We start from the raw sequence: 12,261 nt of genomic DNA on the forward strand, positions 1-12,261 counted from the left end.
ATCACCTAAAAGCGGAAACTGGCTGGCATTCGACATGATCGAGTAGCCCCTCTAGCTTTGCGTCCTTGACTTTCATCAAGTTTGCCTTTATCTCTTTTACGGATTATTCGCTTATTTTGATCTGGGACTTTATTCCTATTTATTTTATATCATGGGAACTGATTTGCCGTCAACTTAAGGGATGGCATTGCTTTTCCAAGATGACCATGTTGTAATGAAAAAACAGTTCAAATTGGAAGTGAGTCGGATATGAAAAAAATAGGTTTGAGCTTTCTCGTCGTTTTCACATTCTTGGGCTTCGCCTTTGCTAATGAGAGTTCGCCTGCTCTCGAGCAGTCTGCAAGTAAGGCTGCGGTTAACGCAGCGGCTGAAGCCGCGCCTGCATCCTCACCAACTTCAATACCAACATTAACACCAACTTCAACACCAACACCAGCAGCTATTTCAGCCTTAAACACATTAACGCCGCTTGCCTCCTCTATACCATCCAATGAAAATCAGCAGGCTACCTTGCAGTCGGTCCCTGCTATCTCTCAACTCCCTGAATTGCCCAATGGCTGTGAAGCTGTCGCTGCCACCATGCTGCTAAATTGGGCTGGAGTGCCTGTTACCAAAGAAGAAGTCGCTGCTGCCCTTCCCAGAGGTCCCATGCCGTATGAGAACGAAGATGGCGCCTTTGTAGGAGGCAACCCGCAGGACGTGTTTGTCGGTGATCCGTTTGGCATCGGCTATGGAATCTATCATAAGCCGATAGCCCATATGATGGAGCAATGGCTGCCCGGACGAGTGAAGGACATCTCAGGAGCTTCCTTTGAGGAGCTGCTGGCTGTCATTTCTAGTGGCAGGCCCGCAATGGTCTGGGCAACTGAGCATATGGACACGCCATATCTCGACTTGGAGTGGCAGGATGAAGATGATCAGCTGGTAAAATGGTATCAGCCGGAGCATGCTTTGCTTTTAACCAGCTGGGATGAGGATGCTGCCTATCTGAACGATCCTATGACAGGAAAGCGAGAATCCTATGGCATCGCAGATTTCAAAAGCGCTTGGGAACTGATGGGCTCGCAAGCAATTATAGTGAACAATTAGGGGTGAAGCGTACCATAGTTCCCCCTTAACCAGAATTCCATCTATTTTCAACGAAATAACGTATCCTAGTTCCTTTACCTTTACCACAAAAAAAGCATGAACGCCCTCAGCTAGCCTGAGCTCGTCCATGCTTTGTTCATACGGGATTTACTTGTACGGCAGCCTGCTTTCCGCTAAGCTGAATGCCTGTTTGCTTGCGCCCATAAGGGCTCAACTCCTTGAGCAAATCTTCCAAAAGCTCTTTGGCTTTAGCGCCTTCTTTGCCTGAAATCTTCACAACGAGCAGCACGGCATCCCCTGCTTGCAGGATACGCTGCGCTTGCTGGCGCTTCGTCTCCAGGTCATGATCTTCGATCTGAGGCGTCAGCCGAAGCTCCTTTATCTTAGGAGCTTGCTCCCGTTTGCGGGTTTGCTGCTTTTCCTGCAAGGCCTCTTGCTTCGCTTGACCGGAGCCGATCAGCCTGCAGGGCGGCGGGCTGCTCATCAAAGACGTGCAAATCAAGTCCACCTTCAGCTGTTTGGCCAAAGTCAATGCTTCCTTCGTTGACAGGATGCCCAGGTCCTCTCCGTTCAGTCCTGTGACGTGGACTTCGGAGGCTTTGATTTTCTCATTTTTAATCATTGTGAATACACCTAATCTTTCGCTATAATGAACCCATCCCTACGAAGAGGTTGTTAAGGAGTTGTCTGCTAGATGAATAATAAACAATTAGAAGAGCAAATGATTGAAAATTACAAGCGTGAGGAACATATGATGATCCTCGTGTTTGCCCAGTGGTGCATTAATCATAATCTGGATCCGGCTGCGCTTTATCACAGCGCCTATCCCGACCAGCCTAATAATGAGGCTTTGCAGCAAGCCTTGGCCCTTACCGTCTCCAAAGAGGAAGCCGGCGAAGTACCAGATGACACATTGCTTGGCGTTTTGTCCCTATTCGGCAATGAAGAGCTTGCTTTCATCGTCACACAGGAAATTGAGAAACGTCCCCGAGACAAACGGTACTAAAGCTTAGCGAAGCTTGAAAGCTTCAGCCAATAATTCAATCGTCCGCACTCTCGTCTCCCACGTGTAACCGCCGGCAACGACCATGACTTCGTCCACTTGGTAGCTTTCAGCTAAGCTCAGCAGTTGCTTCCTCACCTGCTGCGGATCGCCAACAATCATACGGGATCGGTTATCTTTGAGTCTGGTTTGATCCCAATCCGAATAACTATATTGCGCGGCTTCTTCAGGCGACTTCACTCCGGTGAATTCGCCTTTTTCCATCTGCAGAATGCGCAGATCCACAGAAGCGGCAAGCCCTTCTGCCTCGGCCTGCGTCTCTGCGCACAGCACGTATATGCACACCGTCGCCTGAGGCACGACATTAAGCGCGGACGGTCGGAACGAGCTGCGGTAGCTGCGCACCGCTTGCTGCCCTCCCGCTCCGTTGATGAAGTGCGCGAAGCAGAACGCTGCGCCTGCCTGCGAGGCGTACACCCCGCTCTGTCCGGTGGAGCCGAGCAGCCATACCTGGGGCACCCCGCTCACCAAAGGTGTGGCGCGAATGCCCTCAAATACATGACCGGGCTCCACCGTGTCGGTGAGGAACCCGAGTAGATCCGTGACTTGCGCCGGGAATCGCTCCAGTCCTTCGAACAGATCCGCGCTGACGCCGCGCAGCGCTTTGGCTGTATGCGGCGTGCCTCCGGGCGCACGCCCGATGCCAAGGTCGATGCGGCCCGGATACAGCGCCTCAAGCATACGGAAGTTCTCAGCGACCTTGTAGGCGCTGTAATGGGGCAGCAGCACACCGCCGGAGCCAAGCCGAATGCGGCTTGTGCGTGCAGCGAGCGTAGAAATAAGCACCTCTGGCGAGGAGCCTGCAAGCCCTCTGGAATTGTGATGCTCCGACACCCAGAAGCGTGTGTAACCGAGACGATCCGCCGTCTGCGCCAAAGCAAGCGTTTGTTGCAGGGCATCGCTATGTGTAAATCCGGAGGAAACCGGTGATTGATCAAGGATACTTAGCTTCAGCACATTTATACCTTCTTTCTGAATCATCTGCTGATCTTGATTATACAACGGCCAGCCAACAAAAGAAAAAGGACAAACCCTTACAGGCATTGTCCCTTATCGTAAAAATCCATGGCATCGATCTTAATACTTACTAAAAGTGTATGGCTTGAGACACACTTTATGACAGCATTTTTATTAAGCGCCGTCCCGTGCTTTAAAAGCCTGTCTCTTTTTAAAAATTAGCGGCACGCCTGCAAACAGGACATACATCGCTATTGCTGCATAAAACTTCCATGAGCCAATCTCTTGAAACGATGCGCCAAACACATTATACACCACAGCGCCCGGAATAATGCCGATCAGCGTACCCCATGTGTAGTCCCAGAAACGAATCTTGGAAAGTCCCGCCCCGTAGCTAATGCCATCAAAAGGAAAAAAGGGCATTAAACGCATATACAAAATGACCATGAAGCCTCTTTGCTCTGCCTTTTGATCGAAGGATTGCAGCTTCTTGCTCTTCAATATGCGCTGAAAGCTGCTGCGACCCCATTTTCGCGTAATATAAAAAGATAGTAAAGCACCTGCGCCTGCACCAATGAAATCATAAATGGTTCCCCAGAACGCGCCAAACACATAGCCCCCATAGAGTGTTAATGGCGTTGCCGGGAACAGCACCAACGGACGGAGCGTGTAGACGATAATATAAAACAGGCCGCCTAGTGGTCCTAAATCTCTGAGCCACTCGGTGATTACGTCCAAATCCAAGCTATCCCATACCCCGGTCCACTTCAAAATGAGCAGGCCGGCTCCGGCGGCCAGAAACCACATTATTAACAACCAAAGCGGCTTCGAGCGCGCCATAGCTCTTCCTCCTCCATGCAAACATTCAATAGTCTCTATGTTATTCTTGCCTTTCATCTTACACAAATTCGGGGTTGCATATCAATAACGGGAGGCTTGTTATGAGGGTTAGCATTGTGCAAAGGGAACTGAGATCCGCTATTTCAGTGAAAATAGCAATAAAATCGTCGAAGAGGAACTATGCTCCGCTATTTCGTTGTTTTTAGCCCCGAAGCGTGCGAATTGCAACAAATAGCGTACTCCAGTTCCCTTACCTGTATAAATTGCTCTCTTTTCCGTCAATTAGCGTACTGTAGTTCCGCCTGCACTGATTCTCGCGCACAAAATAACCTCGCTTCGGCGCATCGCGGCTCACAGAGAAGCAACCATAACAAATTGCCTCTCTCTCTGACCTCTAGGAGGGCAGTTTTTTGCATTTCACTGGATAAACTCCAGTCAAAGTAGCATCTCGACCACCCACAGCCGAGGTAACACTGGATTTATTGCAGTGGAATTTGGGTTTGCGGCCTCTAGGAAGGCGTTTTTTTGCATTTCACTGGATGAACTCCAGTCAAAGTAGCATCCCCGCCTTCCGAAATTCAAAAACACTGGAGTTATTACAGTGGAATTTTGGCAACATGGTTGGGGTTCGGGTTCGGGTTCGGGTTCGGGTTCGGGTTCGGGTTCGGGTTCGGGTTCGGGTTCGGGTTCGGGTTGGGGTTGGGGTTCGGGTTGGGGTTCGGGTTCGGGTTCGGGTTCGGGTTCGGGTTCAGGTTGGGCGGTGGAGGCTTCGGATTCGAATTCGGGCTTCGGCTAGGCGGCACCAACTGAAGCCTCTAAAACAGAAAAGGCTGCCTCGCAGTCATTTTGGACTTTTGAGGCAACCTCTTTTATCCACCTATTTCACTTATCTACTCTCTCTGATCTATATCTTAAGCCAACCACTGCTTCACTTTCGTTGCAAAATTAGTCAGCATCTCCTGCGAGCCCAATTGACCGCTGAAATCTTCAATGCCCAGATAGCCATCATAACCTACCGCTTTCAAGTCATCCAGCAATTGCTTATAATTCACGATGCCTTCATCCAGTGGCGCCCACTCGCTTCTCCAAAGCTTAATGCCATCCTGCTCTTCTCCTGTTGGCACCCATCTTGCATTTTTCACGTGCACATGTGTTAAATAAGGTCCAAGCAATTCAAGGCCCATCCGGTAATTCTCATATCCTTCATGAACCATGTTGCCCGCATCATGCAGAACACCCAGATAATCAGGGTTGAAGCCTGAAATCAATCTATGGGCCAAACCAGCACTTGGCGTGATTGTGTTATGATGAATTTCGATAATGCCTTTAACGCCATATTGTTGAGAAAACTCTTGAACTTGATGCAAATAGTCAACAGCTTTTTTGAATAAATCATTATAGTTTTGGCTTTTATCATAGCCAGGAACGCCGACGCGCATGAAGGAAGCTCCCACTTTACGAGCTGCTTTAAACGCTTGTTCTGTTTCAGCAACATCACAGCTGTTCAGGTAAGGCGTCACACTTAAATTCACCAAATTATGATTAACCGCGATGAGGCGGAATTGTTCCAGCTCTTCATCCGTAGCATTCGGATCAATGGAACAAAGGTTATTTCTCCAGAACGAAGGCTTTTCATTAGCAACATCCGCAGGAATATCTTTAAAACGCCATTCAATGCCTTCAATCCCAGCTGCAACGGCCGCTTTTGCTAGTTCTACAGGGGTCAAATCAGGTGTTGCTACAGTAAATACAGATAGTTTCATGGTAGATCCTCCTCGGCGTTATCAAGATACGCGTGTTTGACGAAGCAGTTTGTTTATCTATTGTTTATTTTGCAGTATAATAAAAACGTATTCATTGCATTAATTGGGCAAAAGTTTGCTAATATTGACTCCAGTTTAATAGAGGAGAGCCTCACATGCAGGACCTATACCAGAATCTAAACCAAATGATCAGTTTCCGACATGCTGTGACACATGATCCTATTCCGCTGGATTTCCATCAGCATCAAGACCATTACGAAATTTACTTCTTCCTCACCGGGGATGTTCACTATTTTATCGAAAAACAGGTGTACCCCTTGCAATACGGAGATCTGCTGATTATGCACAGCAATGAACTGCACCGCCCTAATTTCCAATCCAAAAAGCAGCGCTACGAAAATGTCGTCATTCACTTCAACCCCGCGGTGCTCAAGGGATTCAGCTCTCCGCAGTTTAATTTGCTGGATTGCTTCAACAATCGCGTATTCGGCGAACAAAATCGTATGCGACTGACACCCCAGCAGATCGACGATATTATGAAAATCTATGAGCGTATGGAAACCCATAGCCGCGCCCAAGCGCTCCCAGGCTCAGAAATCCTCTATGTGTCTGCGTTTATCGAGCTGCTTGTGTTCATCAATCGCACCTTTCAAAATCAAGGCAAGCAAGAAGAACAGGTGATGATTCCGGACAAACTTTCTTCACTCTTCACGTATATTGATGAAAATTTAGATCAAGATCTGTCCCTAGAGGTACTCGAACACGTCGTATTCATGAACCGCTCTTATCTTTGCCGCTTGTTCAAAAAACATACTGGCAGTACGATTCATGAGCATATTTTATTCAAACGCATCGCCAAAGCGAAGCAGCTGCTGCGCGAGGGCTCAACCGTCACAGATACGTGCCAGCTAGCGGGGTTCAACGACTACTCCAACTTCATCCGAACTTTTAAGAAGGCTGTTGGCCTGCCTCCTCGGCAATATCAGACGCAACAGCGGCGGGTTTGAGGCAAGGCTGAGCACTGTGCACTGAGCACCGCTGACAAGACAAAAAAAGGTTGCCCAAGTCTTTATGACTTTGGACAACCTTTTTGCGCTATATAAGCTATTTCAAGTTTTCTGGATTAAGCTGCTCTAGCTCAGGCAAGACGAAGATGCCATCCTTGCGAATCAGCACATCATCAAACCAAATTTCGCCGCCGCCGTATTCCGGACGTTGGATATTGACGATATCCCAGTGCAGCGAGGATTTGTTGCCGTTGTAAGCATCATCGTAGCAATTACCTGGTGTGAAGTGGAAGCTGCCGTCGATTTTCTCATCAAAGAGCGTGTCTTTCATCGGGTGTTGAATGTATGGATTCACGCCAATGGCGAATTCCCCTACATAGCGTGCGCCTTCGTCCATATCGAAAATTTCATTAATGCGGTCAGTATCGTTAGCCGTCGCTTTAATGATTTTCCCATTTTCAAACTCAAGCACGATGTTCTCGAAAATAAAGCCGTCATGAGGCGTTGGAGTGTTGAAGGAAATGACCCCATTGACGGAATCACGAACAGGAGCCGAGTAAACCTCGCCATCCGGAATGTTCAGTTCACCATCACATTTCACGCCGCCAATCCCTTTGATCGAGAACGACAGATCCGTACCTGGTCCAACAAGACGAACTTTGTCTGTGCGGTCCATGAGATCTTTCAAAGCATCCATCGCTTTGGACATTTTGCCGTAATCCATCGTACATACATTAAAGTAGAATTCCTCGAATGCCTCTGTACTCATGCTGGCCAGCTGCGCCATGGAAGACGTAGGGTAGCGAAGAACGACCCAGCGCGTATCTTTCACACGGACATCAAAATGAACCTGTTGATAATAAATGGAATTGTAGAGCTTCATCCGATCTGCAGGAATATCCGACAGTTCATAGATGTTAGCTCCGCCGCGCACGCCTATGTAGCCTTGCATTTGTTTCATTTGGAACGCATCGGCATCCGCCCATGTCTGCATTTGTGCCTCTGTCCCGTTCATGATCAACTGACGCATAATCGCGTGGTCTCGGATATTAACATAAGGATGAGCGCCCGCGGCGTGAACATGTTTCACAATTTCTTTCACCAGAGCAGCATCAATGCCGTAAGCTTCGATCAAAATATTTTCGCCGGGCTGTGCTTTAACCGAGTAGTTCACAAGGACATCAGCCAGCTTCGTTAGTCTTGGGTCTAGCATCGTTATCTCTCCTCTTCTTCATCCACCGCAAAGAACGGCTCATTGATTTGAAATCCGACCGTTGTTAAATAGAACCATTCGCCGTTCTCCTCCTGCTGCCCGTCCAGTTCAAAAATAAGCGCACGAAACTTGCTGAGCCATTCCGCAAATTTCTCCTTGCTCATCTTCACTTCAAGCTGTGTGGACATCCGATGCCACTGTGCACGATCGGAAGAAGGAATTTGGAAAGCTTCCTCCGGCGCGGCAATCGCGCGAAGTCTCGCACGGCCGAGTACGTTCAGCGTCGTTTCACGATAATAGTTCTCCACTTCGGACACATAAGGAAGCAGCGCTTCACTAGGCACGAAGCCACGTGCAACAGCGCGGTAAAATTTCTGCAAGATCCCATTCTTGAGTTCCGTACGAACAACCGAAATCAAGTTATGCTTTTCAAGTTCATTTAAATGGTAATGCACTTTGGCACGAGCCATCCCTAGCATTTTGGCCAATTGCTGCCCAGTGTAAGCTTTTTCGATTAAATAAAGCAGCACCTTTGCTCGCAGTGGATCGCTTACCGTTTTTAACTGCTCAAGATCTTCAATAATATATACCGGTTGCAGCTTCATCTTAGACTCGACCTCCTCTAATGTACCCGTTCAGCCCATGAAATAACGGCTTCTTGGTCAACTATTAATCTCTTAACAAGATTAATTAAACGACGGTCAAATCTTTTTAACCGTATCATAATGCGAAAAGGAATTCATGTCAATTGCGGTTTCCATCAGCATGACATCTCTTTGCCTGTAACCATTTCAGCGCTTTAACGGATTACCGAAGTTAAGCTTTCCTCTATGGTAGCAAAAAGGGGCGTTTCTGTCACCACATTAATGGTGAAAAACGCCCCTAATTTCTTTACTGGTAAATACGGCTGCCCGTTTCCCGGAATTGCTTGGACTTCTCTTCCATCCCGCTGTTGCGCACGCTCTCTTCGTCCAGCCCCTGCGCATAGGCAATCTGCCGGATGTCCTGCGTTATGCGCATGCTGCAGAACTTCGGTCCGCACATGGAACAGAAGTGTGCCGTTTTGGCTCCTTCAGCAGGGAGCGTCTCGTCATGAAACTCGAGCGCCCGCTCCGGGTCCAGCGAGAGATTGAACTGGTCGCGCCAGCGGAACTCAAAGCGCGCCTTCGACAGCGCATTATCGCGTATTTGCGCGCCAGGATGACCTTTGGCCAGATCTGCCGCGTGCGCAGCGATCTTATAGGTGACGACGCCAACTCGGACGTCCTCTTTGTTCGGGAGGCCGAGATGCTCCTTCGGCGTCACGTAGCACAGCATCGCCGTGCCGAACGAGCCGATCATCGCCGCCCCAATGGCGGAGGTGATATGGTCGTAGCCCGGCGCAATATCGGTCGTCAGCGGTCCAAGCGTATAGAATGGCGCTTCTTTGCAGACATCCAGCTGACGATCCATGTTTTCCTTGATCAGGTGCATCGGCACATGACCAGGCCCTTCCACCATCACTTGGACATCGTGAAGCCAAGCCCGCTGTGTCAGTTCGCCTAACGTGTCCAGCTCGGCGAACTGCGCTTCATCGTTCGCATCGGCGATCGAACCGGGGCGCAGCCCGTCTCCGAGGGAGAACGCGACATCGTAGGTTTTCATAATTTCGCAAATATCCTCGAAATGGGTGTACAGGAAATTCTCCTGATGATGTGCCAAGCACCAGGCAGCCATAATCGAACCGCCGCGAGATACGATGCCTGTCACACGGTTAGCCGTCATTGGGATATAGCGCAGCAAGACGCCTGCATGTATGGTGAAATAGCTCACACCCTGTTCCGCTTGCTCAATTAACGTATCTCGGAAAACTTCCCACGAAAGATCCTCGGCTTTCCCGTTCACCTTTTCCAAAGCCTGGTACAAAGGAACCGTTCCTACGGGGACCGGGGAATTGCGGATAATCCATTCGCGTGTTGTATGTATGTTTTTGCCCGTTGATAAATCCATGATCGTATCTGCGCCCCAACGGGTCGCCCATGTCATTTTCTCCACCTCTTCTTCAATGGAAGAAGCGACTGCGGAATTACCAATGTTGGCATTTATTTTCACTAGGAACTGGCGTCCGATAATCATCGGCTCGCTTTCGGGGTGATTAATATTAGAGGGGATAATGGCGCGGCCCTCGGCTACTTCCTTGCGAACGAACTCCGCAGCTAAATTCTCGCGAATGGCAATGTACTCCATCTCCGGTGTCACAATTCCTTGCCGCGCGTAGTGCATCTGCGTCACATTGCAGCCTTTTTTCGCGCGCAGCGGTCTGCGGGTTAAGCCTGGAAATATCTCAGCTGCTCCTTTTGCATCTGGCGAAGCAAGCCCATTGTCCTCCGGCTTCACTTCACGCCCCGTGTAGGCTTCCACATCACCACGCTCTTCAATCCATGGCAAACGATTCGCGGGCAGCCCCTGCCGAATATTGGTTTGGCAGTCCGTATCCGTGTATACACCGCTGGTATCATAGACTTGGACGGGCTCGTTGCCCACTTCTTCCCCGCTCATATGGGTCGATGTTCCCAAAGCGATCTCTCTCATAGGCACTTGGATATCTGGTCGTGAACCCTGTACATACACTTTGCGGCTGCCTGGAAATGCGCCTACTTGGATGTCTTTCACAGGCTCCTTACTTGTCGTTGTCAATGGAATTCCCCCTCTTACCTATTGATAATTCGCCAAAGTTTCTCTGCTGCTTCACGCGGTGAGCCTGCAGCGGCAATCGCGCTCACCACGGCAATACCATCCGCCCCGGCTTGAATGACGGGCGCGGCATTCGTGGCATCGATGCCTCCGATGCCGACTAACGGAAGCCGGATACCGCCTCGGCGTATCCGTTCTATCATGGCCGGCCCCCGAACCTCACGCGCATCGAGCTTCGTGCGCGTGGCATACTGGGGGCCTACGCCCAGGTAGTCGGCGCCTTCGGCCAGCGCCGCCTGGGCTTCTTCTGAGTCGTGGGCCGAAATGCCCACGATCATGTTCTTCAGCCGCTGCCGCACAGCGGCGGCTGGGGCGTCCTCTTGGCCGATGTGAATGCCATCGGCCTCCAGCTCTAGAGCGAGCCCTTCCTCATCGTTCACGATGAAGGGGACCTTGTGCTGCGCGCAAAGGCGGCGCAGCCGCGCGCCCAGCTCGCGCTTCGCCGGCCCCTCCAGGGCTCCGGCGCCTTTCTCGCGGAACTGAAACATCGTGATGCCGCCGGCAATCGCGGCCTCCAGCACCGCATAAGGGTCAGCCCCGCCGCAGTTCGGGCTGCCCATGACCAAGTACAAACGCAGCGCGTCCCGCAACTGTTGGCTATTCATCGCGCACCTCGAAGCGCCACATTTTCGTTGATGATCACCGCATTCATTTGCTCACCGCTCGACAACGCTCTCATGCCGCGCTGATAGGCCCAGTGATTCGTCGGACCATGCCCGCTTCCGATATGCAGTGGCTCCGCGATGGCCGCCTGAATGAAGCTTTTGGCCAGCTGAAACCCAGCCTTCATGGTTAAACCTTGCGCCAGCCCAGAAGTAATTGCAGCCGCAAACGTGCAGCCCGTACCATGCGTATGACGGGTCACCAACCGACGCGCGGAAAACTCCGTAAACGATTTCCCATCGTATAACAAATCTGTCGCCTGCTCGCTGTCTTCTTCGTGTCCGCCTTTGATCATGACATGCTTGCAGCCATATCCATGAATTCGTCGGGCTGCCTCTTGACGCGACCCATTGTCGGTAATCGCAATGCCGCTAAGAGCTTCCGCCTCCGGAATATTTGGTGTAATCACATCGGCAAGCGGCAACAAATAGCGGATCATCGCGTCTATCGCCTCTTGTTGAAGCAGTGAAGCACCGCCTTTGGCAATCATGACAGGATCAACGACAACCCGCTCCCACTTGTACTTCCGCACGGCAGCAGCGACGACTCGGATGATGTCACCGCTGAACAACATCCCCGTCTTCAAGGCATCAGGCGATAGATCCTCACCAATAGAAGCCAACTGCTGCTCAATCGCCTCCACACTCATCGGATAAACGCCTTGAACCCCAAGCGTGTTCTGAGCAGTCACAGCCGTAACGACCGACATCCCGTACACGCCAAGCTCCTGAAAAGTCTTCAAGTCCGCCTGAATTCCCGCACCTCCACCACTATCCGAGCCTGCAATTGTCAGTGCTTTGTAGATCGACATCTCGCTCCTCCTCTCCGCTTTCATTTCCCATGGACTGAGACTGCCTTTTCGACAGGCTCAGTAGCGTTTTCACACTTTCGTGCCCCGAGAATGCCTTTTTGGCAGGCTCAGCTCGCCCCCCC

At 50.5% G+C, this 12,261-nt stretch carries 12 protein-coding genes and 1 riboswitch; of the genes, 3 read left to right on the forward strand and 9 right to left on the reverse strand.

Annotated features, from left to right (window positions below):
- Positions 1-10 precede the first annotated feature (10 nt).
- Positions 11-96: riboswitch (cyclic di-GMP riboswitch) on the reverse strand.
- Positions 97-249: 153 nt separating this feature from the next.
- Positions 250-1,089, forward strand: coding sequence for a C39 family peptidase (locus HQN90_RS27835; RefSeq protein ID WP_173224929.1), 840 nt, complete (start codon positions 250-252; stop codon positions 1,087-1,089).
- A gap of 136 nt (positions 1,090-1,225) precedes the next feature.
- Here the strand turns inward: HQN90_RS27835 and infC are convergent, their stop codons facing one another.
- Positions 1,226-1,711, reverse strand: coding sequence for a translation initiation factor IF-3 (gene infC, locus HQN90_RS27840; protein ID WP_173224932.1), 486 nt, complete (start codon positions 1,709-1,711; stop codon positions 1,226-1,228).
- Positions 1,712-1,783: 72 nt separating this feature from the next.
- Between infC and HQN90_RS27845 the strand changes: the two genes are divergently transcribed.
- Positions 1,784-2,095 (forward strand): hypothetical protein, encoded by a 312-nt coding sequence (locus HQN90_RS27845; protein WP_173224935.1) that lies wholly within the window; start codon positions 1,784-1,786, stop codon positions 2,093-2,095.
- Between the two features lie 3 nt (positions 2,096-2,098).
- Here the strand turns inward: HQN90_RS27845 and HQN90_RS27850 are convergent, their stop codons facing one another.
- From HQN90_RS27850 to HQN90_RS27860, 3 genes are all read right to left on the reverse strand, one after another.
- The gene (locus tag HQN90_RS27850; RefSeq protein ID WP_173225050.1) at positions 2,099-3,109 is read right to left on the reverse strand and encodes an LLM class flavin-dependent oxidoreductase; all 1,011 of its coding nucleotides are present in this window, start codon (positions 3,107-3,109) and stop codon (positions 2,099-2,101) included.
- Between the two features lie 174 nt (positions 3,110-3,283).
- The gene (locus HQN90_RS27855; protein WP_173224938.1) at positions 3,284-3,949 is read right to left on the reverse strand and encodes a TVP38/TMEM64 family protein; all 666 of its coding nucleotides are present in this window, start codon (positions 3,947-3,949) and stop codon (positions 3,284-3,286) included.
- A gap of 911 nt (positions 3,950-4,860) precedes the next feature.
- Positions 4,861-5,712, reverse strand: coding sequence for a sugar phosphate isomerase/epimerase family protein (locus HQN90_RS27860; protein WP_173224942.1), 852 nt, complete (start codon positions 5,710-5,712; stop codon positions 4,861-4,863).
- Positions 5,713-5,867: 155 nt separating this feature from the next.
- On the opposite strand from HQN90_RS27860, the gene HQN90_RS27865 reads away from it, so the two are divergent.
- Positions 5,868-6,719, forward strand: coding sequence for an AraC family transcriptional regulator (locus HQN90_RS27865; RefSeq protein ID WP_079410653.1), 852 nt, complete (start codon positions 5,868-5,870; stop codon positions 6,717-6,719).
- Positions 6,720-6,816: 97 nt separating this feature from the next.
- Here HQN90_RS27865 and HQN90_RS27870 read toward each other — a convergent pair whose 3' ends face one another.
- The 5 genes from HQN90_RS27870 to thiD form a co-directional block, all read right to left on the reverse strand.
- On the reverse strand, positions 6,817-7,932 hold the full coding sequence (locus HQN90_RS27870; RefSeq protein WP_173224945.1) for an aminopeptidase: 1,116 nt from the start codon (positions 7,930-7,932) through the stop codon (positions 6,817-6,819).
- Positions 7,933-7,934: 2 nt separating this feature from the next.
- On the reverse strand, positions 7,935-8,537 hold the full coding sequence (locus tag HQN90_RS27875; protein WP_079410647.1) for an ArsR/SmtB family transcription factor: 603 nt from the start codon (positions 8,535-8,537) through the stop codon (positions 7,935-7,937).
- Between the two features lie 286 nt (positions 8,538-8,823).
- Positions 8,824-10,608, reverse strand: coding sequence for a phosphomethylpyrimidine synthase ThiC (thiC, locus tag HQN90_RS27880; RefSeq protein WP_173224948.1), 1,785 nt, complete (start codon positions 10,606-10,608; stop codon positions 8,824-8,826).
- Positions 10,609-10,622: 14 nt separating this feature from the next.
- On the reverse strand, positions 10,623-11,270 hold the full coding sequence (gene thiE, locus HQN90_RS27885; RefSeq protein WP_173224951.1) for a thiamine phosphate synthase: 648 nt from the start codon (positions 11,268-11,270) through the stop codon (positions 10,623-10,625).
- Positions 11,267-12,139 (reverse strand): bifunctional hydroxymethylpyrimidine kinase/phosphomethylpyrimidine kinase, encoded by an 873-nt coding sequence (thiD, locus tag HQN90_RS27890; protein ID WP_173224954.1) that lies wholly within the window; start codon positions 12,137-12,139, stop codon positions 11,267-11,269. Before thiD ends, thiE begins: the two co-directional genes overlap by 4 nt.
- Between the last annotated feature and the right edge of the window lie 122 nt (positions 12,140-12,261).

The organism is Paenibacillus alba, from assembly GCF_013204855.1.
Taxonomy (GTDB): Bacteria; Bacillota; Bacilli; order Paenibacillales; family NBRC-103111; genus Paenibacillus_E; species Paenibacillus_E alba.

Coding starts and splice junctions, on each gene's coding strand:
- infC (WP_173224932.1), bottom strand. CDS start 1,711: ATGATTAAAAATGAGAAAATCAAAGCCTCCGAAGTCCACGTCACAGGA.
- HQN90_RS27870 (WP_173224945.1), bottom strand. CDS start 7,932: ATGCTAGACCCAAGACTAACGAAGCTGGCTGATGTCCTTGTGAACTAC.
- HQN90_RS27875 (WP_079410647.1), bottom strand. CDS start 8,537: ATGAAGCTGCAACCGGTATATATTATTGAAGATCTTGAGCAGTTAAAA.
- thiD (WP_173224954.1), bottom strand. CDS start 12,139: ATGTCGATCTACAAAGCACTGACAATTGCAGGCTCGGATAGTGGTGGA.
- HQN90_RS27855 (WP_173224938.1), bottom strand. CDS start 3,949: ATGGCGCGCTCGAAGCCGCTTTGGTTGTTAATAATGTGGTTTCTGGCC.
- thiE (WP_173224951.1), bottom strand. CDS start 11,270: ATGAATAGCCAACAGTTGCGGGACGCGCTGCGTTTGTACTTGGTCATG.
- HQN90_RS27845 (WP_173224935.1), top strand. CDS start 1,784: ATGAATAATAAACAATTAGAAGAGCAAATGATTGAAAATTACAAGCGT.
- HQN90_RS27860 (WP_173224942.1), bottom strand. CDS start 5,712: ATGAAACTATCTGTATTTACTGTAGCAACACCTGATTTGACCCCTGTA.
- HQN90_RS27835 (WP_173224929.1), top strand. CDS start 250: ATGAAAAAAATAGGTTTGAGCTTTCTCGTCGTTTTCACATTCTTGGGC.
- HQN90_RS27865 (WP_079410653.1), top strand. CDS start 5,868: ATGCAGGACCTATACCAGAATCTAAACCAAATGATCAGTTTCCGACAT.